Annotated in this window: 23 protein-coding genes and 2 pseudogenes; 12 read left to right on the forward strand and 13 right to left on the reverse strand. The window is 71.8% G+C overall.

Annotation, left to right across the window (positions count from 1 at the left end; all coding sequences use genetic code 11):
* Nucleotides 1-99 precede the first annotated feature (99 nt).
* Nucleotides 100-1,293 (reverse strand): argininosuccinate synthase, encoded by a 1,194-nt coding sequence (locus ACIP8W_RS09700; RefSeq protein WP_401949920.1) that lies wholly within the window; start codon nucleotides 1,291-1,293, stop codon nucleotides 100-102.
* Nucleotides 1,294-1,546: 253 nt separating this feature from the next.
* On the opposite strand from ACIP8W_RS09700, the pseudogene ACIP8W_RS09705 reads away from it, so the two are divergent.
* From ACIP8W_RS09705 to ACIP8W_RS09730, 6 genes and pseudogenes are all read left to right on the forward strand, one after another.
* A pseudogene (locus ACIP8W_RS09705) lies at nucleotides 1,547-2,359 on the forward strand (hypothetical protein); the annotation flags it as partial.
* A gap of 519 nt (nucleotides 2,360-2,878) precedes the next feature.
* Nucleotides 2,879-3,519 (forward strand): annotated as a pseudogene (locus ACIP8W_RS09710) (pyridoxamine 5'-phosphate oxidase family protein).
* Entirely contained in the window at nucleotides 3,483-4,157 is a 675-nt protein-coding gene (locus tag ACIP8W_RS09715; protein WP_401949923.1) for a L,D-transpeptidase, read from the forward strand. Before ACIP8W_RS09710 ends, ACIP8W_RS09715 begins: the two are co-directional and overlap by 37 nt.
* A 174-nt stretch (nucleotides 4,158-4,331) precedes the next feature.
* Nucleotides 4,332-5,663: a ferric reductase-like transmembrane domain-containing protein gene (locus ACIP8W_RS09720; RefSeq protein ID WP_401949926.1), complete on the forward strand. Its 1,332-nt coding sequence runs from the start codon at nucleotides 4,332-4,334 to the stop codon at nucleotides 5,661-5,663.
* Nucleotides 5,664-5,673: 10 nt separating this feature from the next.
* Nucleotides 5,674-6,570 carry an FMN-binding protein gene (locus ACIP8W_RS09725; RefSeq protein WP_402202551.1) on the forward strand — a complete coding sequence of 299 codons (897 nt, stop codon included), beginning with the start codon at nucleotides 5,674-5,676 and terminating at the stop codon, nucleotides 6,568-6,570.
* Nucleotides 6,570-7,346, forward strand: coding sequence for an FAD:protein FMN transferase (locus ACIP8W_RS09730; RefSeq protein WP_401949931.1), 777 nt, complete (start codon nucleotides 6,570-6,572; stop codon nucleotides 7,344-7,346). The genes ACIP8W_RS09725 and ACIP8W_RS09730 overlap by 1 nt, the downstream gene beginning before the upstream one ends.
* 35 nt (nucleotides 7,347-7,381) lie before the next feature.
* Here ACIP8W_RS09730 and ACIP8W_RS09735 read toward each other — a convergent pair whose 3' ends face one another.
* The 5 genes from ACIP8W_RS09735 to argC form a co-directional block, all read right to left on the reverse strand.
* Complete coding sequence (locus ACIP8W_RS09735; RefSeq protein WP_401949934.1) at nucleotides 7,382-7,918, reverse strand: arginine repressor; 537 nt, start codon at nucleotides 7,916-7,918, stop codon at nucleotides 7,382-7,384.
* A gap of 14 nt (nucleotides 7,919-7,932) precedes the next feature.
* A complete protein-coding gene (locus ACIP8W_RS09740; RefSeq protein ID WP_401949936.1) occupies nucleotides 7,933-9,126 on the reverse strand; it encodes an acetylornithine transaminase in 1,194 nt (397 codons plus the stop codon).
* The gene (gene argB / locus ACIP8W_RS09745; RefSeq protein WP_401949939.1) at nucleotides 9,123-10,028 is read right to left on the reverse strand and encodes an acetylglutamate kinase; all 906 of its coding nucleotides are present in this window, start codon (nucleotides 10,026-10,028) and stop codon (nucleotides 9,123-9,125) included. The genes ACIP8W_RS09740 and argB overlap by 4 nt, the downstream gene beginning before the upstream one ends.
* Nucleotides 10,025-11,206 (reverse strand): bifunctional glutamate N-acetyltransferase/amino-acid acetyltransferase ArgJ, encoded by a 1,182-nt coding sequence (gene argJ, locus ACIP8W_RS09750; protein ID WP_401949941.1) that lies wholly within the window; start codon nucleotides 11,204-11,206, stop codon nucleotides 10,025-10,027. The genes argB and argJ overlap by 4 nt, the downstream gene beginning before the upstream one ends.
* Nucleotides 11,207-11,410: 204 nt before the next feature.
* Nucleotides 11,411-12,448 (reverse strand): N-acetyl-gamma-glutamyl-phosphate reductase, encoded by a 1,038-nt coding sequence (argC, locus tag ACIP8W_RS09755; RefSeq protein ID WP_402202554.1) that lies wholly within the window; start codon nucleotides 12,446-12,448, stop codon nucleotides 11,411-11,413.
* Nucleotides 12,449-12,561: 113 nt separating this feature from the next.
* On the opposite strand from argC, the gene ACIP8W_RS09760 reads away from it, so the two are divergent.
* Nucleotides 12,562-13,029 (forward strand): ATP-binding protein, encoded by a 468-nt coding sequence (locus ACIP8W_RS09760; RefSeq protein ID WP_401950458.1) that lies wholly within the window; start codon nucleotides 12,562-12,564, stop codon nucleotides 13,027-13,029.
* Between the two features lie 41 nt (nucleotides 13,030-13,070).
* On the opposite strand, the gene ACIP8W_RS09765 is transcribed toward ACIP8W_RS09760, so the two are convergent.
* Nucleotides 13,071-13,871 carry a LysR family substrate-binding domain-containing protein gene (locus ACIP8W_RS09765; protein WP_402154530.1) on the reverse strand — a complete coding sequence of 267 codons (801 nt, stop codon included), beginning with the start codon at nucleotides 13,869-13,871 and terminating at the stop codon, nucleotides 13,071-13,073.
* A gap of 79 nt (nucleotides 13,872-13,950) precedes the next feature.
* Between ACIP8W_RS09765 and ACIP8W_RS09770 the strand changes: the two genes are divergently transcribed.
* Entirely contained in the window at nucleotides 13,951-14,346 is a 396-nt protein-coding gene (locus ACIP8W_RS09770) for a DUF5997 family protein (protein ID WP_401949948.1), read from the forward strand.
* Between the two features lie 171 nt (nucleotides 14,347-14,517).
* On the forward strand, nucleotides 14,518-14,709 hold the full coding sequence (locus ACIP8W_RS09775) for a DUF1059 domain-containing protein (protein ID WP_401949951.1): 192 nt from the start codon (nucleotides 14,518-14,520) through the stop codon (nucleotides 14,707-14,709).
* Nucleotides 14,710-14,784: 75 nt separating this feature from the next.
* Here the strand turns inward: ACIP8W_RS09775 and ACIP8W_RS09780 are convergent, their stop codons facing one another.
* Complete coding sequence (locus ACIP8W_RS09780) at nucleotides 14,785-15,549, reverse strand: VOC family protein (protein WP_402202557.1); 765 nt, start codon at nucleotides 15,547-15,549, stop codon at nucleotides 14,785-14,787.
* 119 nt (nucleotides 15,550-15,668) lie between these two features.
* On the opposite strand from ACIP8W_RS09780, the gene recQ reads away from it, so the two are divergent.
* Nucleotides 15,669-17,567 carry a DNA helicase RecQ gene (gene recQ, locus ACIP8W_RS09785; RefSeq protein ID WP_401949956.1) on the forward strand — a complete coding sequence of 633 codons (1,899 nt, stop codon included), beginning with the start codon at nucleotides 15,669-15,671 and terminating at the stop codon, nucleotides 17,565-17,567.
* A 7-nt stretch (nucleotides 17,568-17,574) separates the two neighbouring features.
* Here recQ and ACIP8W_RS09790 read toward each other — a convergent pair whose 3' ends face one another.
* Both ACIP8W_RS09790 and ACIP8W_RS09795 read right to left on the reverse strand, forming a co-directional pair.
* Complete coding sequence (locus ACIP8W_RS09790; RefSeq protein ID WP_401949959.1) at nucleotides 17,575-18,153, reverse strand: histidine phosphatase family protein; 579 nt, start codon at nucleotides 18,151-18,153, stop codon at nucleotides 17,575-17,577.
* A gap of 187 nt (nucleotides 18,154-18,340) precedes the next feature.
* The gene (locus ACIP8W_RS09795) at nucleotides 18,341-19,603 is read right to left on the reverse strand and encodes a glycoside hydrolase family 10 protein (protein WP_401949962.1); all 1,263 of its coding nucleotides are present in this window, start codon (nucleotides 19,601-19,603) and stop codon (nucleotides 18,341-18,343) included.
* A 196-nt stretch (nucleotides 19,604-19,799) separates the two neighbouring features.
* Here ACIP8W_RS09795 and ACIP8W_RS09800 point away from each other — a divergent pair, with 196 nt between their 5' ends.
* Together ACIP8W_RS09800 and ACIP8W_RS09805 are read left to right on the forward strand one after the other, a co-directional pair.
* Nucleotides 19,800-20,663, forward strand: a complete 864-nt coding sequence (locus ACIP8W_RS09800) for a 3-hydroxybutyryl-CoA dehydrogenase (protein WP_401950460.1) — start codon at nucleotides 19,800-19,802, stop codon at nucleotides 20,661-20,663.
* A 186-nt stretch (nucleotides 20,664-20,849) separates the two neighbouring features.
* Complete coding sequence (locus tag ACIP8W_RS09805) at nucleotides 20,850-21,107, forward strand: hypothetical protein (RefSeq protein WP_401949965.1); 258 nt, start codon at nucleotides 20,850-20,852, stop codon at nucleotides 21,105-21,107.
* Between the two features lie 62 nt (nucleotides 21,108-21,169).
* Here the strand turns inward: ACIP8W_RS09805 and ACIP8W_RS09810 are convergent, their stop codons facing one another.
* The 3 genes from ACIP8W_RS09810 to ACIP8W_RS09820 all read right to left on the reverse strand — a co-directional run bounded on the left by ACIP8W_RS09810 (nucleotide 21,170) and on the right by ACIP8W_RS09820 (nucleotide 24,438).
* Nucleotides 21,170-21,700, reverse strand: coding sequence for an NUDIX hydrolase (locus ACIP8W_RS09810; RefSeq protein WP_401949968.1), 531 nt, complete (start codon nucleotides 21,698-21,700; stop codon nucleotides 21,170-21,172).
* 97 nt (nucleotides 21,701-21,797) lie between these two features.
* The gene (locus ACIP8W_RS09815; RefSeq protein WP_401949971.1) at nucleotides 21,798-23,138 is read right to left on the reverse strand and encodes a transcriptional regulator; all 1,341 of its coding nucleotides are present in this window, start codon (nucleotides 23,136-23,138) and stop codon (nucleotides 21,798-21,800) included.
* Between the two features lie 268 nt (nucleotides 23,139-23,406).
* Entirely contained in the window at nucleotides 23,407-24,438 is a 1,032-nt protein-coding gene (locus ACIP8W_RS09820; protein ID WP_402153497.1) for a PP2C family protein-serine/threonine phosphatase, read from the reverse strand.
* Nucleotides 24,439-24,818 lie beyond the last annotated feature (380 nt).

Below are 24,818 nucleotides of genomic sequence, written 5' to 3' on the forward strand. Positions count from 1 at the left end.
GGAGTCATGGAATGCGGGGAGGGGTCATGCGGGGGAGGGGTCGTGCAACCGCCTCCCCGCCGCGGACGAACGGGGAGGCGGACCGCGGAACGAGCCGGATCAGGCGAGGTCGCGCCGGGCGGCGATCTTCGACGAGAGGCCGAAGATCTCGATGAAGCCCTGCGCCTTGGACTGGTCGAAGGTGTCGCCCGAGTCGTAGGTGGCCAGGTTGAAGTCGTACAGCGACTCGTCCGACCGGCGGCCGGTGACGACGGCGCGACCGCCGTGCAGGGTCATCCGGATATCGCCGGTGACGTGCTGGTTGGCCTCGTTGATGAAGCCGTCCAGGGCGCGCTTGAGCGGGGAGAACCACAGGCCGTCGTAGACGATCTCGCCCCAGCGCTGCTCGACCTGCCGCTTGTAGCGGGCGAGCTCGCGCTCGACGGTGACGTTCTCCAGCTCCTGGTGGGCGGTGATCAGCGCGATGGCGCCGGGCGCCTCGTAGATCTCCCGGGACTTGATGCCGACGAGACGGTCCTCGACGATGTCGATCCGGCCGATGCCCTGGGCGCCGGCCCGCTGGTTGAGCTGCTGGATCGCCTGGAGGACGGTGACGGGCCTGCCGTCGATGGCGACGGGCACGCCCTCCTTGAAGGAGATGATGACCTCGTCGGCCTCGCGCGGCGTGGCCGGGTTCGAGGTGTACTCGTACACGTCCTCGATCGGGCCGTTCCAGATGTCCTCCAGGAAGCCCGTCTCGACGGCGCGCCCGAAGACGTTCTGGTCGATGGAGTACGGGGACTTCTTGGTGGTCGCGATCGGGAGGTTCTTCTCCTCGCAGAAGGCGATCGCCTTGTCCCGGGTCATCGCGTAGTCGCGGACCGGGGCGATGCACTTCAGGTCGGGGCCGAGAGCCGTGATGCCGGCCTCGAAGCGGACCTGGTCGTTGCCCTTGCCGGTGCAGCCGTGGGCGACGATGCCGGCGTTGTGCTTCTTGGCGGCGGCGACGAGGTGCTTGACGATGGTCGGCCGGGAGAGCGCCGAGACCAGCGGGTAGCGGTCCATGTAGAGGGCGTTGGCCTTGATCGCGGGGAGGCAGTACTCCTCGGCGAACTCGTCCTTGGCGTCCGCGACCTCGGCCTCGACGGCACCGCAGGCGAGCGCGCGCTTGCGGATGACATCCAGGTCCTCGCCGCCCTGGCCGACGTCCACGGCAACGGCGATGACCTCGGCGCCCGTCTCCTCGGCGATCCAGCCGATGGCGACGGAGGTGTCCAGCCCTCCCGAGTAGGCGAGTACGACGCGCTCGGTCACGGGTTTCTCCTTACGATGCATTCACTGATGGGCATAAGTATGCATCCCTCCGTATGATTCGTCAATCTCGAAGATGTTCCGGAGATGTTCGAGAACGCGTTGAACGAAGCGCGCCGCCGTCCCGTACCTCTCCCCAGACGCAGGCGCCGCGTTAATAACACCGTTTGAACACCGTTGGTCACCGAGGGAACGCCGCCCGGTCCCGCACCGGGTCGGCCCCCTTACTTCATCTTCATTCGAGTGAGGTTTCCGCATGTCCAGGGCTCTTCCGAAGTACAACAAGCGCCGCGTCATCATCGCCGGGGGCGCCGCGGCGGTCGTACTGTCCGGAGCGGTGATCGTCGGCAACGCCATGGCCGGAGAGGACCAGGGCTCCGGAGCCGCCACGAAGGCCGGGGCTTCCACGGTGAACTGCCCGGCCGTCGCGCCGAGCCTGCCCGCGATCCCCGCCTCCGCCCAGGCCGAGGTCGACCGCAACCTCGCGCTGCTGGAGACCCAGATCGCCGAGGCCAACCAGAGACTTGCCGACACCGTCGGCCAGGGCGGCGCCAACTTCGCCCAGAACGCCATCGTCGGCCCGCTGAAGGACAAGCGCGTCGCCACCATCAACCGCATCGCCACCGCCATCGGCCGCACCGCCGAAAAGCCCGTCGGCCTCGACGCCCTCGCGGAGTGCACCCTGAACGCGGACGGCGCGGCCGCGCAGCCCGCCGCCTCCACCCCGGCCACGGACGCCCCGGCCGCCGGTGGCGAGGCGGGCGCCGGCAACGCGGGAGCCGCCGGTACGGTGAACTGCCCGGCCGTCGCGCCCAGCCTGCCCGCGATCCCCGCCTCCGCCCAGGCCGAGGTCGACCGCAACCTCGCGCTCCTCGACACCCAGATCGCCGAGGCCAACCAGCGCCTCATCGACACCGTCGGCCAGGGCGGCGCCAACTTCGCCCAGAACGCCATCGTCGGCCCGCTGAAGGACAAGCGCGTCGCCACCATCAACCGCATCGCCACCGCCATCGGCCGCACCGCCGAAAAGCCCGTCGGCCTCGACGCCCTCGCGGAGTGCACCCTGAACGCGGGCGGCGCCGCGGAGGCCCCGGCCGCCGAGGCACCCGCCGCCGAGGCTCCGGCCACCGGTGGCGACACGGGTGACGCGGGCGCCACCGGTGGCGCGGGGAACGCGGTTGGCGACACCGGCGCCGCCAACACCGTGAACTGCCCGGCCGTCGCGCCCAGCCTGCCCGCGATCCCCGCCTCCGCCCAGGCCGAGGTCGACCGCAACCTCGCGCTCCTCGACACCCAGATCGCCGAGGCCAACCAGAGACTTGCCGACACCGCCGGCCAGGGCGGCGCCAACTTCGCCCAGAACGCCATCGTCGGCCCGCTGAAGGACAAGCGCGTCGCCACCATCAACCGCATCGCCACCGCCATCGGCCGCACCGCCGAAAAGCCCGTCGGCCTCGACGCCCTCGCGGAGTGCACCCTCAACAGCTGATTTCCCGGCCGCTCAGCGACGCCGCCGTCCCCCGGAACACTCCGGGAGGCGGCGGCGTCGCCCGTTCGGCCCCCGTGGACCGGGCGGATAATCGGCGTCATGGGACAGCGCTACGAACGGATCGACGGCAGGATCAGGACCTTCATCGAGGAACAGCCCGTCTTCTTCACCGCCACCGCGCCGCCGGCGGGCGACGGCCATGTCAACCTCTCCCCAAGGGGCGGGCCGGCACCCTCGTCGTGATCGACGAGCTGACCCTCGCCTATCCCGACTTCGGCGGCAGCGGCGCCGAGACCATCGCCCCTCTGCGGGAGAACGGCCGCATCACGCTGATGTGGTGCGCGTTCGCGGGGCCGCCCAAGGTGCTGCGGGTGCACGGCCGGGGTGAGCCCGTCTTCCGTGACGATCCCCGCTGGGCGCAGTACATCCCGTACTTCGAGGACGTCGACGGGCCCGCGGCCCGCGCCGTCATCGTGATCCACGCGGAGCGTATCGGGGACGCCCGCGGGTTCGCCGTACCGTTCCTGGACTACCGCGAGGAGCGCACCCAGCACGCGGAGCACTTCGCGCGGAAGTCGGACGCCGAGTTCGCCGCGTACTGCGAGAAGAAGGATCACATCGGGGTCAGCCTGGACGGCCTTCCGGCGCTGCCGCCGCCGCTCCCGCCGCGCGCGGACCGGTCGGCGGCGGTACGTTCCGGTCCATGCGCACCGCCCTCGTCCTCGCCGCCGCCCTGCTGACCGTCGTCACCGCCACCACCGCGGCCGCCGCCCGTGACGTACCGCTGCCCGAGCGGCTGGCGGACACCGGCGGCGGCAGCCAGCTGATCACCGCCGAGGCCGCGGACCCGAAGGCCACCACCGGCCGGCTGACCTGGTGGGACCGGCGCGACGGCCGGTGGGTGGCGGCCGGGACCGCCGAGGCGCGGTTCGGGGCGGGCGGGCTGACCGACGGCGCGACGCGCGTGCAAGGCACCTCGACCACCCCGATCGGGGTGTACGACCTGCCGTACGCCTTCGGGACCGAGCCCGCGCCCGCCGGGATCGCGTACGGCTACCGCGAGGTGACGGAGACGTCCTGGTGGTGCCAGGACAACGGCTCGCGGTCGTACAACCGCTGGGTGGAGGGCCTCCCCCCGGACTGCCGGGCCGACGAGGCCGAGCATCTGACGGACTACCGGCCGCAGTACGGGCTCGCGCTGGTGATCGGCTTCAACTACCAGCGGCCGGTACGCGGCCGGGGCGCCGGGATCTTCCTGCATGTCAACGGCGCGGGCGCGACCGCCGGTTGTGTGTCCGTACCGGCCGGGGCGATGCGCTCCGTCCTCGGCTGGGCGGATCCGGCCCGCCGGCCGCATATCGCGATCGTGGTGTCGTAGCAGATCCGGCTGGTTCCAGTAGGAGGAACCACCAAAGTTTGAACTCACAGCTCCCCTCCGTCCGTTTTTTGAACCCGCCGTCACTCAAATCCGTATCGGCGGACACGGAGGAAGAGTTGAGGTGCAGTTCCCGTGTCGATGATGCACAACGGTAGGGCCGCCAGAAGACAGACCATGCGCGCGATCCGCCCGCAGCGGTCGGGCGCGATGCCCGTTCTCACGGTGTGCTGGGCGGGCGCGGCGGCCGTCATGGCGATGTGGTGGCTGAACACTCCGGTCGTCCACATGGACCTGGCCGAGTGGCTGACCGGGGCGGGCCGGCTGACCGGGCTGCTCGGCGGCTATCTGATCGCGATCGTGGTGCTGCTGATGGCCCGGGTGCCCGCGCTGGAGCGGCGTGTGGGCTCGGACCGGGTGGCGCGCTGGCACGCGATCGGCGGCCGGTACGCGGTCAGTCTGATCATCGCTCATGTCGTACTGATCGTGTGGGGTTATTCGGTCCAGGCCAACATCGGGCTCATGGAGCAGACCGTCGCCGTCGTCACCGACTTCCCCCGGATGATCGAGGCGACCATCGGGACGGTGCTCTTCCTGGTGATCGGCGGTGTCTCGGCGGGCGCGGTGCGCCGCACGCTGCGGTACGAGACCTGGTACTACATCCATCTGCTCACCTATGTCGCGGTCTATCTGACCTTCTGGCACCAGCTGGTGACCGGCGCCGAGTTCGTCGGCGACGCCACGGCCCGTACCGCGTGGTACGTGCTGTACGGCGCGGCCGGGGCGCTGCTGCTCTGGTACCGCGTCCTGGCTCCGATCCGGCTCAACCTGTTCCACCGCATGCGGGTCGACTCGACGGTGCAGGAGGCCCCGGGCGTCGTCTCCGTACTGATCACCGGCCGCAGGCTGCACCGGCTGGGCGCCGAACCCGGCCAGTTCCTCCGCTGGCGGTTCCTGACCGACGGGCTGCGCTGGAGCTCCAATCCGTACTCCCTGTCGGCGCCGCCCCGGCCCGATCTGCTGCGGATCACGGTCAAGGCCAACGGCGAGCACAGCGAGGCCCTGGCCCGGCTCGAACCGGGCACCCGGATCTGGGCGGAGGGCCCCTACGGGGCGATGACGGCGGCGCGGCGCAGCCAGGACAAGGTGCTGATGATCGCGGGCGGCGCCGGTATCACCCCGATGCGGGCCCTGTTCGAGACGCTGCCGGGCGAGCCCGGCGATCTGACGCTGCTCTACCGGGCCAGCAAGACCGAGGACCTGGCGCTCTGGCGGGAGCTGCGCGAGATCGCGTCGGCGCGCGGCGCGCGGCTGCTGTACGCGGTCAACGGCCCCGACGGGGTACGCCCCGAGATCACCCCGGAACGGCTCAAGGAGCTGCTGCCGGACATCGACGACCACGACGTCTACGTCTGCGGGCCCACGGGACTCGCCCGTCAGTCGTACGAGGCCCTGCGTGAAGCGGGCGTCCCCACCCGACGTATCCATCACGAGTCCTTCGAAATGTGAGGCACTGTCGATGAAGAGGAAGCATCCGCTCCGGCGGATCATGATCGGTGTCGCCGCGACCGCCTCGGGCGTCGTCCTGCTGCTCGCCCTGAAGCAGCCCGGCGGGACACCGGTCGCCGGGGCGGCCGCCCAGACCGGCACGGGGGTGTCCGCCGCCACGGGGGGCACCGGCGCGGCCGGGCAGAGCCTGCTGGGCGAGGCGGTGGACACCCAGTACGGCCCGGTCCAGGTGCGGATCACCCTCACCGGCGGGAAGATCACCCTGGCCGAGGCGGTGCAGGCGCCGAAGTCCGACGCGCGCAGCCAGTCGATCACCGCCGACGCCGTACCGAAGCTGAACCAGGCGGCGGTCACCGCGCAGAGCGCGCGGATCGACGCCGTCTCCGGAGCCAGCTACACCAGCAAGGGCTACCAGGACTCCCTCCAGAGCGCCCTCGACCAGGCGGGCAGCGGCGACGCGGCCACGGGCACCACCACCGGCGGCTCGGGTGCCGGCTCCGTCGAGGCGGGCGGCGCCCCGGAGAACGTCGCCACCCCCGCCCCCGACCCGAGCACGACCCCGAGCACCGGAGACTCCGGTACGGGTACGGGTACCGGTACGGGTACGGGCGCGGGCTCCGCCGCCACCGGTACGCGGACCGTCCTCGGCAGCGCCGTGGACACCCAGTACGGCCCGGTCCAGGTGCGGATCACGGTCAGCGGCGGCAGGGTCACCCAGGCCGAGGCCGTCCGGGCGCCCAGCTCCGACGCGCGCAGCCAGTCGATCACCGCCAACTCCGTACCCCAGCTGAACCAGGCGGCGGTCACCGCGCAGAGCGCGCGGATCGACGCCGTCTCCGGAGCCAGCTACACCAGCAAGGGCTACCAGGGCTCCCTCCAGAGCGCCCTCGACCAGGCCGGTATCTGATGTCGCCCGAGGAGGGCCGGCTCCGGCATGTCGAGGAGTCGATGGGCACCGTCTTCTCGTTCGACATCCGCGGGGTCGAGGACGAGGCCAGGGTCGGGGCCGGGCTCCAGGCCGCCGTGGCCTCCCTGCACCGCGCCGATGAGGTCTTCTCCACGTACCGCGAGGACAGCCAGATCACCCGGCTGGGCCGGGGGGAACTGTCCCTGGCCGACTGCGCGGCCGAGGTCCCCGAGGTGCTCGAACTGTGCGCGGAGGCGGAGCGCGAGAGCGACGGCTGGTTCACCACCCGTTACGCGGGCGGGCTCGACCCGACCGGACTGGTCAAGGGCTGGGCCGTGGAGCGCGCGGTACGGATGATCGCGTCCTCCGGGGCCGCCTCGGTGTGCCTCAACGGCGGCGGTGACGTCCAACTGGTGGGCGGACCCTGGCGGGTGGGCATCGCCGACCCGCTGAACCCCGGCGGCCTCGCCACGGTGGTCGAGACGCGGGACGGCTTCGGCGTGGCCACCTCGGGCCCGGCCGAGCGGGGCTGCCATGTCCTCGACCCGTACACGGGCCGGGCCCCGGTCGACGGGCTCGCCTCGATCACCGTGATCTGCCCGAAGGGGCTGACCACGGCCGATGTACGGGCGACCGCCGCGTACGCGATGGGCGACCGGGCCCTGGGCTGGCTGGAGGCGCTGCCGGACACCGAGGCCTTCGCCGTCACCGCGACCGGGGGCACCTGGATGACCAGCGGCTTCCACCGCCATGTCGCCGGAGTCGGCACCGCCTGAGGCCGCCCCCTCGCGAGAGCGGCCTCACCACTCCCTCAACGGTCCTTCTGCGCCAGCTTCAGCATGTGGTCCGCGAGCGACTGACCGCCCGCCGGGTCGCGGCTGATCAGCATCAGGGTGTCGTCACCCGCGATGGTGCCGAGGATGTCGCTCAACTCGGCCTGGTCGATGGCCGAGGCGAGGAACTGCGCCGCGCCCGGAGGCGTCCGCAGCACGACGAGGTTGGCCGACGCCTCGGCGGAGATGAGGAGTTCGCCCGCGAGGCGGCGCATCCGCTCCTCCTTCGCCGACTCGCCGAGCGGGGCGTGCGGGGTGCGGAAACCGCCCTCGCTGGGGACCGCGTAGATCAGTTCACCGCCGGTGTTACGGATCTTGACCGCGCCCAGTTCGTCCAGGTCCCGGGAGAGCGTCGCCTGAGTGACACTCAGCCCGTCGTCCGCCAGCAGCTTCGCCAACTGGCTCTGGGAGCGCACCGGTTGCCGGTTCAGGATGTCAACGATCCGGCGGTGGCGGGCGGTCCTGGTCTGCGGCACGGACTGCCCGCCGTGCTCGGTCCCCTGGGCCTCGGTCATCGTCGTCTCATTTCTCAGCTTCTTCCGTCCCCGTACACGCCGTCGAAGATGCCCGGCAGAGCCTCCAGCAGCGCCTCCACCTCGGTGTCGCCGATGATCAGCGGGGGCATGAGCCGCACGACATCCGGAGCGGGCGCGTTCACGAGGAACCCGGCACCCTGAGCCGCCTGTTGCGCCTGGGGCGCGAGGGGCTCGGTGAGCACGATACCCAGGAGCAGGCCCGCGCCGCGGACATGGGAGACCAGCGGATGGCCCAGCCCCTCGATCCCGTCGCGCAGCTTCTCACCGAGCCGCTTGACCTGGTCGAGGAGCCCGTCGGACGCGAGCGTGTCGAGTACGGCGAGCCCGGCGGCGCAGGCGACCGGGTTCCCGCCGAAGGTCGTGCCGTGCTGACCGGGCTTCAGCAGGTCGGCGGCGGGTCCGAAGACCAGGGTGGCGCCGAGCGGCAGTCCGCCGCCGAGTCCCTTGGCGAGGGTGACGACATCGGGCTCCACGCCCTGGTGTGCCTGGTGTTCGAACCAGCTGCCCGTCCTGCCCACGCCCGTCTGGACCTCGTCCAGCACCAGCAGGGTGCCCGTCGCCCGGGTGATCTCGCGGGCCGCCTCCAGATACCCCTTGGGCGGGACGACCACCCCGATCTCGCCCTGGATCGGCTCGATGATCACGAACGCGGTCTCCTCGGTGACCGCCGCCCGCAGCGCCTCGACATCGCCGTACGGCACATGCGTGACATCACCGGGCAGCGGCAGGAAGGGCTCGCGCTTGCCCTGCTGGCCGGTGAGGGCCAGCGAGCCCATGGTCCGGCCGTGGAAGCCGCCCTCGGTGGCGACCATATGGCGACGGCCCGTCAGCCGGCCGATCTTGAAGGCGGCTTCGTTGGCCTCGGCGCCGGAGTTGCAGAAGAAGACGCGTCCCGGCCGCCCGGCGAGCTGGATCAACCGCTCTGCCAGGGCGAGGGGCGGTTCGGCGAGGTAGAGGTTGGAGACATGGCCGAGGGAGGCGATCTGCCGGGAGACGGCCTCGACGACGGCGGGGTGCGCGTGACCGAGCGCGTTCACCGCGATCCCGCCGACAAAGTCGGTGTACGCGGTCCCGTCCGCGTCCCAGACCGTGGCCCCCGCCCCCCGGACCAGGGACAGTCGCGGCGTACCGTAGTTGTCCGTCATGACGTCCTGCCAGCGCTGGACGAGTTCCTCGTTGCCGGTCACTTCGCCGCCCCTTCCTGTCCGTCGGGCACGACCATCGTGCCGATTCCCTCGTCGGTGAAGATCTCCAGCAGGATCGAGTGCTGGACACGGCCGTCGATCACCCGGGCCGTGGTGACGCCGTTGCGCACGGCGAACAGGCAGCCTTCCATCTTCGGCACCATGCCGCTCGACAGCTCGGGCAGCAACTTCTCCAGCTGGGTGGCGGTGAGCCTGCTGATCACGTCGTCGCTGTGGGGCCAGTCCTCGTAGAGGCCCTCGACATCGGTGAGGACCATCAGCGTCTCGGCGCCGAGCGCGGCGGCGAGCGCGGCGGCGGCGGTGTCGGCGTTGACGTTGTAGACGTAGTCGTCGTCGGCGCTGCGCGCGATGGAGGAGACGACCGGGATCCGGCCGTCCGCGAGCAGCGCCTCGATGACGCCGGTCTCTATGGCGGCGATCTCGCCGACCCGGCCGATGTCGACCAGCTCGCCGTCGATCCTCGGCCGGTGCCGGGTCGCGGTGATGATGTGCGCGTCCTCGCCGGTCATTCCGACCGCGAGCGGGCCGTGCTGGTTGAGCAGCCCGACCAGCTCGCGCTGGACCTGGCCCGCCAGCACCATCCGTACGACGTCCATCGCCTCGGGCGTGGTGACCCGCAGCCCGGCCTTGAACTCACTGACCAGGCCGTGCCGGTCGAGCTCGGCGTTGATCTGGGGGCCGCCGCCGTGCACGACGACCGGCTTGAGACCGACCTGCCGCAGAAAGACGACGTCCTGGGCGAAGGCGGCCTTGAGGTCGTCGTCGACCATGGCGTTGCCACCGAACTTGATGACGACGGTCTTCCCGTTGTGCCGGGTGAGCCAGGGCAGCGCCTCGGCGAGGATCTGTGCCTTGGGCAGCGCGGTGTGCTTGCGGGCGCTCATGAGCTGTACGCGCTGTTCTCGTGGACGTACTCGGCGGTCAGGTCGTTGGCCCAGATGACGGCCGACTCCGTACCGGCGGAGAGATCCGCGGTGATGCGTACCTCGCGGTAGCGCATGTCGACCAGGTCGCGGTCCTCGCCGACCGAGCCGTTGCGGCAGACCCAGACGTCGTTGATCGCGACATTGAGCCGGTCGGGGTCGAAGACGGCGCCCGTCGTGCCGATGGCGGAGAGCACCCGGCCCCAGTTGGGGTCCTCGCCGTGGATGGCGCACTTGAGGAGGTTGTTACGGGCGATGGAGCGGCCCACCTCGACGGCGTCGTCCTCGGACGCGGCGTTGACGACCTCGATCCGGATGTCCTTGGAGGCGCCCTCGGCGTCCCCGATGAGCTGGCGCGCCAAATCGGCGCAGACCGCGCGGACCGCCTCGGCGAACTCGTCGTACGCGGGCACGGCCCCGGACGCGCCGGAGGCGAGCAGCAGCACGGTGTCGTTGGTGGACATGCAGCCGTCGGAGTCGACCCGGTCGAAGGTCGTACGGGTGGCCGCGCGCAGCGCGGTGTCCAGCGCGGGCGCCTCGACGGCGGCGTCGGTGGTGAGGACGACGAGCATGGTGGCGAGCCCGGGGGCGAGCATGCCCGCGCCCTTGGCCATCCCGCCGACGGTCCAGGCGACGCCGTCGCTCTCGCCGCCCGCGACGGCGGTCTTGTGGACGGTGTCGGTGGTCTTGATGGCGATGGCGGCCTTCTCACCGCCGTGCCCGGAGAGCCCCGCGGCGGCCTTCTCGATGCCGGGGAGCAGCTTGTCCATGGGCAGGAGCAGCCCGATCAGCCCGGTGGACGCGACGGCGATCTCACCGGCCGCGACCTCCCCCCCGTCGGCGCCACCGAGGACCTCGGCGACCTTCTCGGCGGTGGCGTGGGTGTCCTGGAAGCCCTTCGGCCCCGTACAGGCGTTGGCGCCACCGGAGTTGAGGACGACGGCGGCGACCCGCCCGCCCTTGAGGACCTGCTCGGACCAGAGGACGGGGGCGGCCTTGACGCGGTTGGAGGTGAAGACACCCGCGGCGGCGCGGCTCGGCCCCTCGTTGACCACGAGGGCCAGGTCCGGATTGCCGTTCTCCTTGATCCCGGCGGCGATACCCGCGGCCGTGAACCCCTTCGCTGCCGTGACGCTCACTGCATCTCCTCGTTCGCCCCGCTGCGGTAGCAGCTGATGTCACTGTCGCCCGCGCGGCGCAGCGGCGCGGGTTCCGTCTCCGTCTGCGACCCGGCGGCCGCGCGTGCGACGCTCACCACGTCTCCCTGTTCCCTTCTCCGCCCGCGCGGCGCAGCGGCGCGGGCCTCGTCTCCCACCGCGGCCCGGCGGCCGCGCGTGCGACGCTCACGGTGCCACTCCGATCGCGGAAAGTCCCGTTCCCTCGGGGAGTCCGAGAGCGATGTTCATACTCTGCACCGCGCCGCCGGCGGTGCCCTTCGTCAGATTGTCGATGGCGCTGATCGCGATGACGCGTCCGGCTTCCGCGTCGTACGCGACCTGGATCTGGGCGGCGTTCGAGCCGTAGACGGACGCGGTGGCGGGCCACTGCCCCTCGGGCAGGAGGTGGACGAACGGTTCGTCGGCGAGCGCCTTCTCGTACGCCTCCCGTACGTCCCGTTCCGTGGTCCCGGGCTTCGCCTTCGCCGAGCAGGTGGCGAGGATGCCGCGGGCCATCGGGGCGAGGGTCGGGGTGAAGGAGACGGTGACCCGCTCCCCCGCCGTGCCACTGAGGTTCTGGATCATCTCGGGGGTGTGCCGGTGGCCGCCGCCGACGCCGTACGGGGACATGGAGCCCATGACCTCGGAGCCCAGCAGGTGCGGCTTGGCCGCCTTGCCCGCGCCCGAAGTGCCCGACGAGGCGGTGATCACGGCCTCGGGCTCGACGAGCCCCGCCGCGTACGCCGGGAAGAGCGCGAGCGAGACGGCGGTCGGGTAGCAGCCGGGCACCGCGATCCTCCGGGTTCCCACGAGCGCGGCGCGGGCGCCCGGCAGCTCGGGCAGGCCGTACGGCCAGGTCCCGGCGTGCGCGGAGCCGTAGAACCGCTCCCAGTCGGCCGCGTCCTTCAGCCGGAAGTCGGCGCCCATGTCGACGACGAGGACCTCGTCGCCGAGCTGCTCGGCAACGGCCGCGGACTGGCCGTGCGGCAGGGCGAGGAACACCACGTCGTGCCCGGCGAGCACCTCGGCCGTCGTCTCCTGGAGCACCCGGTCCGCCAGCGGCAGCAGATGCGGCTGAAGCCCACCGAGCCGCTGGCCCGCGTTGGAGTTCCCGGTGAGGGCGCCGATCTCGATCCCGGGGTGGCCGAGGAGCAGCCGGAGCACTTCCCCGCCCGCGTATCCACTCGCCCCCGCCACCGCGGCGCGTACCGCACGTACAGCCATCGAAAACCCTCCTCAGCGATGGCATGACTATACGTTTCAGTGCAGTTTTATGCAATGAGTCAACGTTTGCTCTCTGCGCTGCGTGCCTGCCCCGGAGTGTCTGGTCGGATCGGATCCCTCTACTTGCCACCGTCGGGTCGTTCTATGTTGACGCCTGGCGGAGACATCACGCCGGGCTCCCCGGCGCCGGGGCGGACAACTCCCAGCACTGGCCGCCGTGGCGGCCCCTCGTCGTCGAGACCGCCCACCGCCTACTCGACTACGCCGGCGGCACTCTGGTGGTGCCCATGACCGTGCTGGTCGAGCAGTACTGGCACGAAATCAGCGCGGGCCTCGCCCAACACTCCATCCCCGTACGGCACTTCGTCCTCCATGCCGACCAGGAGACCCTCCGCGGGCGCATCGCGGGCGACACTGTTCTCGGCCCCAACTCCCCATTCCGCCTCAAGCACCTTGAGCCCTACGCCGAAGCGGCCCGCACCTGGCTGCACAGCGAGGCCGAGGTCATCGACACCACGCACCTCACGCCCGCCCGGGCCGCCCTGCGGATCGCGGAAGCCGTCAAGGGCGCCAAGGGCTGAGGCGCGGGTACGCGCTGGAGCGGCGGGGCGAGGCGTCGATCCTACGACCGGCGGCCGGGCTTGCCGCGCTTCGCGTTCTTGGTTCCCTTGGCGCCGCCGGAGCCCGCGCGCGCGGTGCGGCCCGCCGTCTTGCCGCCCGCCGTCTTGCCGCCCGCCGCCTTGCCACCCGCTGCCTTGCGCTGCGTGCCGCCCGTGGTGGGGCGCTTGCTCTTGGGCTGCGGCGGTGTCGGGGGGCGGCCCCGGGTGCTGTTGACCGTACGGCCCCGGACGATCCCGATGAACTCCTCCACCAGATCGGTGGTCGCGTCCTGCGGCCAGGACAGCGCGACGCGCGACTCGGGGGCGTCCGTGAGCGGCCGGTAGGTGAGGTCCCTGCGGTGGTGCAGCCGGGCGAGCGACTGCGGTACGACGAGGAGGCCCACCCCCGCCGCCACCAGCTCGATGGCGTCGACCGTCGTGGCGGGACGTTCCTTCGCGGGCTGTCCCGGCAGCCGCTCCCAGCCGAGGGTGTCGTCCAGGGGGTGCAGCACGATGTCGTCGGCGAGATCCGCGGCGGACACCTCCTCGGCCGTCGCCACCAGGTGGTCCTTCGGGACCACGACCACCGTCGTCTCGGTGTAGAGGGGGATCGCGCTCAGATCCGTGTCATCGACCGGCAGCCGTACGAAACCGGCGTCGGCGCCACCGTCCCGCAGCACGCCGAACGCCTCGGCGGCGGTCACCCCGACCAGGGTCAGCGGGGTCTGCGGCAGCCGTTCGTTCCAGATACGCACCCATTTGGTCGGCGTCACACCCGGGACGTAGGCGAGCCGGAAGGAGGGAGGTGTTTCCGAGCCTGTCACCCCGCCAGGCTATCCGGTCGGGGCGGTCGAACCGCTCCCGTGGTCGGCGGAGGCCCGCGTGCTCGATACCCTGGACCCCATGACGTCGCAGAAGACCACCCAGACCATGAAGCCCGCGACCGCGGCGAAGAAGCTGGGTGTATACCTCCAGGCCACCCCCGCCGAGTTCCAGGAGGGTGTCGTCTCACGCGACGAGCTGAGCGCCCTCCAGACCGATCCGCCCGCCTGGCTGGTGGAGCTGCGGCGCGGCGGCCCGCACCCCCGGCCGGTGGTCGCGGCCAAGCTGGGCGTCTCCATCGCGGGCCTCGCCCGGGGCGGTGTCGAGGACGCGCTCACCACCGAGCAGATCGACGCCCTGAAGGACGAGAACCCGGAGTGGCTCCAGAAGGAGCGCGCCACCCAGGCCGAGGTCCGCAAGGAAGCGGTACGCATCAAGGAGAAGAACGCGGCCCGGGAGCAGCAGCCGCGCTCCTGACCCCGACCGCGGGCCTCACCGCCCGCCGGGCGCCCGTCCCGTCGTACCCGCTCGTCCCGTACCGGCTCGCCTCGTCCCGTACCCGGCCCACCCCGTACAGCTCGCTCCGTACGGAGCCGGTGGCCCCGGGCGGGCGGGCGGTGGAGACTGGAGGGAGCAAGGAGGTGCGTCATGCGCAAAGTAGTCGACTGCCGGGATTTCCCGAGCGAGACGCAGTGCAGCCTCGCCATCACCGGTGAGGAGGACGAGGTCGTCCGTGCCGCCAGCGAGCACGCCGTGTCCGTGCACGGACATACGGACAGCCCGGAGCTGCGGCAGCAGATCAGGTCCACGTTGAAGGACGAGGCTCCGCAGCACGTCTGACAACGGCCCGCCCGTCCTCGTCCCCGAGCGCCCGGCCGCCCGGTGTGTCCCACCGGGCGGCCGGGGCACGCGCGGCTACAGGCCGCCCTCGGGCACCGCGCCCACCTCGAAGACCGTGCCGAACGGGTCGGTGAGGGTCGCCATCCGGGCGTAGAAGGTGTCGCGGGGCTCCTCCGCCGTGCCGCCCGCCGCGACGGTGCGTGCCGCGGCTGCGTCCGCGTCCTCGGTGCCGAACAACGTCCCCCAGGAGGCGGCGGCCGCGGCCGCGACGCCCATGATGCCGCCGATCTCATGGCCGTCGGGACGGCGCAGGAAGGTGAAGTCGGCGTCGGGGAGGTCGTCGTTGCCGTCCAGCGTGTAGTCGAAGACCGCCGGGTAGAAGGCGCGCGCGGGGGCCGGGTCCGGGGCGACCAGATCGTTGCGTACCAGCGTGCCCGGTTCGTACACCAGCTCGCAGCCGAGCCGCGCGCGCCCCTGCCACAGGCCGAACTCCGCGCCGGACGGGTCCACGGCAATGGCCCAGCGGCCCGGCGCCCCGATGTCCAGCGGCTCCCGGACCAGGGTGCCGCCCGCGTCGACGACGCGCTTCGCGGAGGCGTCGCAGTCGTCGGTGGCGAAGTACATACGCCACCGGCCGCTGGGCGCGGGGTCGTGGTAGAGCCCGGCGACGGGACGGCCCCGGCGCAGGCACAGGGTGTAGCCGTCCTCCGGGCCGTCCTTCGGATCGTACTCCCAGCCGAAGAGCGCGCGGTAGAACTCCCGGGCCCGCGCGACGTCGGGGACGCCCAGATCGATCCAGGTCGGGGTGCCGGTCGGGGGGTTGCTGGTCACTTCGCTCATGGTCTGCTCCTGATGTCGTGAGGACGTGGGTTCGACGCTAGAACCCATGCAGGCCAGGGGATGTCCTACATCGCCCGATCGGCCGCACCGGGATCCCCCCGGCCTCGTAGACTCGCCGGATGAGCACTGCCGATGCCGACACCCGTACCGACACACCCCCCGAACCAGTGGAGACGGCCGAACCAGCGGAGCCGAGCCCGTCGCTGGACGTGCTCCGCCGTGTCTTCGGGTACGACTCCTTCCGTGGAAGCCAGCAGGAGATCATCGACCATGTGGTCGGCGGCGGCGACGCCCTCGTCCTCATGCCGACCGGTGGCGGGAAGTCGCTCTGCTACCAGATCCCGGCGCTGGTACGGAAGGGTGTCGGCGTCGTCGTATCGCCGCTCATCGCGCTCATGCAGGACCAGGTCGACGCCCTGCGGGCGCTCGGGGTGCGGGCCGGGTTCCTCAACTCCAGCCAGGACCTCGACGAACGGCGCCTGGTCGAGAGCGAGTTCCTCGCGGGCGAGCTGGATCTGCTCTATCTGGCCCCGGAGCGGCTGCGGGTGGAGTCGACCGTACGACTGCTGGAGCGCGGCACGATCTCGCTGTTCGCCATCGACGAGGCGCACTGTGTGGCCCAGTGGGGGCACGACTTCCGCCCCGACTACCTCGCGCTGTCCTCGCTGCACGAGCGCTGGCCCGACGTCCCCCGGATCGCGCTGACCGCGACCGCCACCGAGGCCACGCACGCCGAGATCGCGTCCCGGCTGAAGCTCCAGGACGCGCGGCACTTCGTGGCGAGCTTCGACCGGCCCAACATCCAGTACCGCATCGCGCCGAAGAACGACCCCAAGCGGCAGCTGCTCCAGCTGCTGCGCGCCGAGCACCCCGGGGACGCGGGGATCGTCTACTGCCTCTCCCGGGCGTCGGTGGAGAAGACCGCCGAGTTCCTGGTACGGAACGACATCGACGCCCTGCCGTACCACGCGGGGCTCGACGCCCGGACCCGGGCCGCGAACCAGTCGCGGTTCCTGCGGGAGGACGGCATGGTGATGGTCGCGACGATCGCGTTCGGCATGGGCATCGACAAGCCGGACGTACGCTTCGTCGCCCATCTCGACCTGCCGAAGTCCGTCGAGGGCTACTACCAGGAGACCGGCCGCGCCGGGCGCGACGGGCAGCCGTCCACGGCCTGGCTGGCGTACGGGCTCCAGGACGTCGTCCAGCAGCGGAAGATGATCGAGACCTCCGAGGGCGACGACGCGCACCGCCGGCGGCTGAGCGAGCACGTCGACGCGATGCTCGCGCTGTGCGAGACGGTCGAGTGCCGCCGGGTCCAGCTCCTGGCGTACTTCGGCCAGAAGAGCACCGCGTGCGGCAACTGCGACACCTGTCTGACGCCCGCCGAGTCCTGGGACGGCACGGTCCCCGCCCAGAAGCTGCTGTCGACGGTGGTACGGCTGAAGCGCGAGCGCAACCAGAAGTTCGGCGCGGGCCAGATCACCGACATCCTGCTCGGGAAGAAGACCGCCAAGATCATCCAGTTCGACCATGACGCGCTGAGCGTGTTCGGTATCGGTACGGAGCTGACCGAGGCCGAATGGCGCAGCGTGGCGCGGCAGTTGCTGGCGCAGGGGCTGATCGCCGTCGAGGGCGACTACGGGACGCTGGTCCTGACGGACGACAGCGGCGAGGTGCTGGGCGGGCGGCGCCCCGTCATGCTGCGCCGCGAGCCGGAGAAGGCGGCCAGGCCCGCGCGCGAGAAGTCGTCCAAGGCGCGTTCGGCCCCCGTCGATCTGCCGGAGGAGGCGCTGCCGGCCTTCGAGGCGCTGCGCGCGTGGCGGGCCGCGTCGGCGAAGGAGCAGGGCGTGCCCGCGTACGTCATCTTCCACGACGCGACGCTGCGCGCCATCGCGGTGCTGGGCCCGTCGACGCCGGCGGAGCTGGGGACGGTGACCGGGGTCGGCGAGAACAAGCTCGCGAAGTACGGCGAGCAGATCCTCGCGACGCTCACCGGCGCCCCGGCCGCGGAGTAGCCGTCTCTCACGCCACCCCCGTCTCCAGGCTCAGGCTCCAGCGGCCGGGGGTGCCCGTGAGGGTGACGGTCGACAGCGGGCGGACCTCCACGGACCAGTACGTAGGGGGCGGCGCCCGGAGCGCGTGGACGAGCGCCGCCCGGACGACGGCCGGTTCCACGACCGCGACGATGGCGGCGATGTCCTGGACGGGCCGGGTGTCCAGCCAGCCGCCCACGCGGGAGATGAACGACAGCAGCGGCTCCCCGCCGTGCGGCGCGCCCCGCGGATCGGCGAGCCAGGCGTGCACGGCGTCCGGCTCCCGGGCGGCCGCCTCCGCGAGGGTGAGCCCCCGCCAGCGCCCCATCCCGCAGTCCCGCAGCGCGGGCTGCACCAGCGGCGCGAACCCGAGGGCGTCGCCGGTGGCGCGGGAGCGCCGGGTCGGGGAGCAGTAACGCAGATCGGCGGCGGACAGCGGAATCAGCGCGTGCGCGACGCGCCGCATCTCGTGCCAGCCGGTCCGGTCGAGGGGACGGTCGTCCTCGAACCGCTCGTCCCACAGGTCCGAGCTGCGCGCGGCGGCGACCATCGTGACCCGAACACCCATGGCGGAGATCGTGGATCCGAAACCCCGGCCGGTCAAGCCCCGACAGCCGGGCCGACCACCCTGTCATGACCGCGACGCCTCGCCGAGTGCGGTACGGAGCCGTACGGGACCGGTCGCCCGGCGGGCCGCCGGGTGACCGGGTGACCGGGTGACCGGGTGACCGGGTGACCGGACCGTACGGGCCTGATCAGACCCCGTAGTGGTCCGCCGCGACCCGGCTCATGGCACCGATCGGGTCCGCGGCGACCTCCTTCGCCGAGAAGAAGCAGTGGCCACGCACCCCCGCGTACCGCTTCGCCAGGGTGAGGTGGCGGGACAGCTCCGCCGGGTCCTGCCAGGCGGCGGGCTGCGCGCGGTCGCCGGCCTTGTAGAGGGCCTCGCCGATGTACAGGTCGACGCCGGTGCCCCGGACGACGCCGTCCCACCAGCTCAGCAGCTTCGCGTAGTCGCAGGCGGCGAAGCCGATGTTCCAGTACAGCTGCGGGACGATGTAGTCGATCCAGCCGTTCCTGATCCACTTGCGGGTGTCGGCGTACAGATCGTCGTACGTCTGGACGCCTCCCCTGGTGTCGGAGCCCAGCGGGTCGGTGGAGGCGTTGCGCCACACGCCGAACGGGCTGATGCCGAAGCGCACCCGTGGCTTGGCCGCCTTGATCCGGGCCGCCGTCTCCCGTACCAGCCGGTCGGTGTTGTCCCGGCGCCAGGCCGCCCTGCCGGCGAAGAGGCCACCGTGGCGCCGGTAGGCGTCGTCGTCGTCGAAGGTCTGTCCGGCGACCGGGTACGGGTAGAAGTAGTCGTCCCAGTGCACGGCGTCGATGTCGTAGCGCACGACCGCGTCCATCATGGCGTCCTGGACGAAGGCCCGGACCTCGGGCAGCCCCGGGTTGTAGTAGAGCTTCCCGCCGTACGGCACGACCCACCCCGGGTGGACCCGTGCCGGGTGGGTCGCGGCGAGCCGTGTGGGGTCGGTGTGGTTGGCGACACGGTACGGGTTGAACCAGGCGTGCAGTTCGAGCCCCCGGGCGTGCGCCTCCCGGACCGCCGTGCCCAGCGGGTCCCAGCCGGGGTCCTTGCCCTGGGTGCCGGTGAGGTACTGCGCCCAGGGCTCGTACGGCGAGGGCCACAGCGCGTCGGCGGTCGGCCGGACCTGGAGGACGACGGCGTTGAGCCCCCGGGCCACGGCGGTGTCCAGATGCCGGATCAGCTCCGTCCGCTGCTGGGCGGCGGTGAGCCCGGTCCTGGACGGCCAGTCGCGGTTGGCGACGGTGGCGATCCACATCCCGCGCAGCTGCGGACCCCGGGCGTGCCGCTGCCGCCCTGTCTCCGCGAGGGCCGGGGTCGTGTCGCCCCCCGTGATGAGCGCGGCCACCAGCGCGGTCCCCGCGGCGACGAACCCTCTTCTGCCGATCGCCCGCGCACCGTGTCCAGCGCCCTGCGTGCCGTACTTCATAGGCTGTCCTCACTCGTGCTGTACCCAACAGCCCCCCAGCCTGGCGGTCCCGCCCCTCCCCCGCCCCCCGAGTCCCGCCCCGGCACACCGTCCGCACCCCCCTGCGGAGTAACGTCCTGTCAGGGGCAGGCGCCGGAATCATATCGGGGGGCCTGCCGGAACACGGACCAGCGAGAGGCACGATGTGACCGACACCCTGACCGATATCGTCCGCGTCGGAGTGGTGGGCTGTGGCCAGATGGGCGCGGGCATCGCGGAGGTCGCGGCCCGCAGCGGCCTGGAGGTCAAGGTCGCCGAGACCACCGGCGAGGCTCTGGAGATCGGCCGTACCCGGCTGCGCAACTCGCTCTTCAAGGCGGCGGAGCGCGGCAAGATCACCGAGGCGGAGCGCGACGCGACGCTCGGCAGACTGAGCTTCACCACCGACCTCGGGGAGTTCGCCGACCGTGACCTCGTCATCGAGGCCGTGGTCGAGAACGAGCAGGTGAAGACGGAGATCTTCCAGGTCCTCGACCAGGTGGTGACGCGTCCCGACGCGATCCTCGCCTCCAACACCTCCTCCATCCCGCTGGTCAAGCTGGCCGTCGCGACCTCCCGTCCCGACCAGGTCATCGGGATCCACTTCTTCAACCCGGCCCCGGTGCAGCGGCTCGTCGAGGTGATCCCCGCGCTGACCACCTCCGAGGAGACGGTGCTGCGCGCGGAGGCCATGGTCCGGAAGGTGCTGGGCAAGCACCCCATCCGCGCCCAGGACCGCTCGGGCTTCGTGGTGAACGCGCTACTCATCCCGTATCTCCTCGCCGCCGTCAGAATGTACGAGTCGGGCATCGCGACCCGCGAGGACATCGACAACGGCATGGAGCTGGGCTGCGCCCATCCGATGGGCCCGCTCCGGCTCGCCGACCTGATCGGTCTGGACACCGTCGCCGCCATCGCGAATTCGATGTACACCGAATACAAGGAGCCGCTGTACGCCGCCTCCCCGCTGCTCCAGCGGATGGTGGACGCGGGCAGGCTCGGCCGCAAGACGGGCGCGGGCTTCTACCCGTACTCCGGCTGACCGACGCCCCGACGGCACCCCCCTCGACCAGCGGTCACCACCCTCCGTAACCCTGCTTCGCACGAGGTGTGCGGAGGGTGCTCGCATATGCCATTCGCACACCTGTTGCCGTTCGACGAACGGGAGTTGACTCGTCCCCGAAGAGGAGCACTCTCCGGAAACACTCTCCCGAACAGGAGCGGATACGTGGCCACCGATCCCGATCATTGCGTGGTCGTCGAGGGGTACGCCGAGTTACGTCGGGGCCTCGACGTCGGACTGGCGCGAACCGACGGCAGGATGGCGCTGCTGGCCCAGCGCAACGACCAGACCGACAAGGACGTGACCGATCTGGCCGCGCGCGTCGCGGCCCTGGAACACACCAGGTGGCCGCTGCCCGCCATCGCGGCGCTCTGCGCGCTGGGAGCGCTGGCGACGGCGGTCTGGCAGGCGCTCGGCCGCTGAGGCCGGGCGCCGCCCCGGGCTGGATCTAGTGCCCCTCCCGGCATGCTTTGCCAGTCACGGCACTAGCCCAGCCTCAAGTGATGGAGCATCAGCAGCCCGGCCGTCATGCTGGCGGCCGGGATCTCACCTCGGGCGATCATGTCCGGCACCAGTTTGAGCGGTACCCACTCCCGGCGCGAGGACTCGAAGTCGTCCTCGGGGTGACCGATGTACGTGGCCTCCTCCGACCAGTACAGATGGTGCCTGGCGTCGCTCAGGCCGTTGGACGGCTCGACCGTGAGCAGATGCCTCAGCGGTCCGGGGCGCCAGCCGGTCTCCTCCTCCATCTCGCGCGCCGCCGCGGTCTCGATGTCCTCGCCGTCCTCGACGACCCCCGCGGCCAGCTCCCAGCCCCAGCTGTCGGTGATGAAGCGGTGCCGCCAGAGCATCAGGACCTCGTTGGCCGGGTTGACGACGGTCGCCACGGCGACCGGGCGGAGCCGGATGAGGAAGTGGTCCAGATGCCGGCCGTCGGGGAGTTCGACATCCGCCAGATTGACGCTGAGCCAGCGGTTCTCATAGACGGTCTGCTCACTTAATTTCGTCCACTGCACGTTTCTGCCACCTTCCGACAAGTTGATGGCAATATCGCAGCAGCGGCACCCGCGCACGGCACCCCGCAGGGGGCTCACACAGGGGCTCACAGAGGATTTACAGCGGGACCCTCAGCGCCCCTTCGATCAGCTCGGCGGTCTCCTCCGCCTCACTGGAACCGCTGGCCATCAGCTGTTCCCGTACCTCCCGCAGCCGGTCCCGCAGCCGCTGGGACTCCATGCCCCGGGCGCGCTCCGCCATCTCCGCCGCCGTTCTGGCAGCTCGGTCGGGCTCCCCCTGTCGCAGCTCGATATGGCTGAGCATGGCGAGCCGGTGCACCCGGCCCCGGTCGTGCGCCGGGCTGTCCACGGCCGCCGCCGCGTGCACCCGCGCGGCGGCCAGCTCGCCGAGGCTGAGCAGCGCCTCCGCCACCTGGACATTGACCAGGCCCGGCTGGACGTAGCCCGTCTCATCGGGCTCCCGCCCCGGACGGATGCGCTCCGCCTCCGTCTCGGCCCGCCGGATGCAGCCGAGCGCCCCGGTCGCGTCACCCAGATGGGCGTACGACTTGGCCTGCATCGCGTACAGATCCGCGGCCAGCGCCGGGGTGATCTGGCGTCCGGCGGTCCGCAGCGCGGCCTCCGCGAAGGCGACGGCCTGGCGGTACTCCCCCATGTACAGCGACTGGTTGACCAGCAGAGCGATCACATACGCGCCGAGCCCCCGGTCGCCGCTGGCCTTGGCGAGGCGCAGCGCCTGGTGGAAGTAGCGCTGGGCGAGCCCGTGCGCGTCGGAGTCGTAGGCGCAGATCCCGGCCACCGCGACCAGCCCGCCGGTGGCGCGGTGCAGCTGTCGGCCCAGCGCGTCGTTGTACGCGCCGCGCAGCAGCGGCGCGGTCTCGGCGTTGAGGAAGCGGACGATCCTGGCGCGGGTGGCGACCCCGCCCGCCCTGCGGTACATCAGCTCGTAGTGCGCCCTGGCGGAGCGCAGCAGCTCGATGTCGGCGGGGCCGACCGTGGTGTACCCGGCGCGGGACACGTCGGAGTCCTCCGGCGGGTTCTCCCACTCCCAGACCGGCATCACGGCGGGGGTGCCGGTGACGGCGGGGGCGCCCACTATGTGCGGCCTGCGCTGTTCGTCGCAGCGCCACAGCGCGGTGGCCCGCTCCACGAATCCGGAGAGCGGGGTGCCGTGCTGGACGAACAGCTCCCCCGGGACGCCGAGTCCGATGGCGTCGAGGGTGAGCGGACGGCGCAGCCGGTCGCTGAGCACCGCGCAGATCAGGTCGGGCACCTGGCCGCGTGGCCGCTGGCCCTTCAGCCATCTGGACACGGCGGTGTGCTCGTACCTCAGGGTCAGTCCTCTCGCACGACCCGCCTGGTTGACCCGGGCGGCGAGACCGGCATGCGAGATGCCCGCTTCGTCGAGAAGGGAATCGAGCAGAGAATTGGGCTGCATGGTGCCCTCCGGTGGCTCGGCCGCGCATCAGCGTAGTGGAACGGGAAACACACGGGGTGTGAACGTAATGCCCGGAGCGACACCGCGCGCACCCTGCCGCACACGCCCCGGGGACGGTTGACTTCAATCGCCTCGCACACGAGGCGGGCCGGGCCGTCGGCTCCCCCTCGTACAGCGCGGCGGCCCGCCATCGCACCGTCCGCCCCGCCGGGCCTGCCCGACGCTCCGTCGGCGGGGCGGATGCCGGGCGGGCGGGGAGCAGGGCGGGTCAGCCGGGTCCGGCGAGAGCGCGGTCGTTGCGCAGGACGAGCAGCGCCATGTCGTCGGTGACCCGGCCGCCGGTGTGGTGCAGCAGGGCCGCGTGGACCTCGCGCACCACGGTGGCGGGTGTGGGCGGCGGCTGCGCCAGCGCGGCCACCGCCAGGGCGTCCCGCAGCCCGAAGAAGCGTCCTTCCGTGTCGCGGGCGTCCTCCGTGCCGTCCGTGTGCAGGACGAGCGTCTCGCCGGGCAGCAGCGGTCCGCACGGCTGCGGCAGCAGCTCCGTCGGCAGCGGTACGGCGCCGAGCGGCGGCAGCGGCTCCCCCGCCGCCAGCGGGGCGATGTCCCGGCCGAGCCGGTAGGGCCAGGGATGGCCGCAGTTGAGGGCCCGTACCTCCGCGTCCACCCCGATCTCCAGCAGCAGTACGGTCACGAACTCCTCGGCCGTGAGCGCGTCGTGCTCCTGGTCGCCCTGGGCCGGACGCTGCCGCAGATGGCGCTGGTGGGCCCGGTCCAGCCTGCGCAGCACCCCGTCGAGACCGCTCTCGTCGTGCGCGGCCTCCCGGAAACTGCCGAGGACCGCGGCGACCGCCCCGATCGCGGGGAGCCCGTGGCCGCGGACGTCCCCGATGACGACCCGGACCCCGTGGGCGGTGACGAGCGCCTCGTACAGATCGCCGCCGACATCGGCGGAGCGGGAGAACGAGATCTGCCGGGCGGCGAGCGCCAGTCCGTCGAGTCGTGACGGCAACGGCCTGATCAGCGTCTCCTGGGCGGCCCGCGCCACCGCCCGTACCTCGTCGAGCTCCAGCGCCGCGCGCCGTACCCGGGCGAGCAGATAGGCCACCACCGCGACGAAGGCCACGCAGGTCACGATGCGCGCGTCCAGCGTGTCGCGGGCGGAGCGCGGCCGGGTCAGCTCCCAGGTGATCACCAGCGAGAGCAGACCGCCCGGCACGGCGCACTCGACGAAGCCCCAGGAGACCGGCTCGTCCACGGTGCTGTCCGCGGAGGAGTCGTCCTCCGCGCTGGTCCGATTCATCCGTCGGCCCCCCTCGGCCGTCGGGCCGCTGGGGCCTGTCCGGCAAATAGCGCCGTCCACCCGTCGGGCGGGCCTGGCGGCGTCCGGTGCGTGCGACCGCCAGGCGGAGCATCGTCCTCGTACGGGAACGTACGAGGACGACTCCGACAACGCGGCGCGTGATGCGTGCCAGGCGTCGCCAGGCAGGCGAGAAGTGTCAGACATGCCCTGAGCCGCCCGGCGTACGTCGGCGGTCGTGGCCGGATCGATTGTGTCGATCACTGGTGCCCGATGGCGAACCCGGATCCCACTTCTCACTCGAACGAGTGAGGGGCACGTCCGGAGATCCGGACGCGCCCCTCACAGGCGGTCTCTCTGTCGAACAGCGCGCCGAAACGCGC

The organism is Streptomyces sp. NPDC088554 (genome assembly GCF_044752945.1).
Classification (GTDB): Bacteria; Actinomycetota; Actinomycetes; order Streptomycetales; family Streptomycetaceae; genus Streptomyces.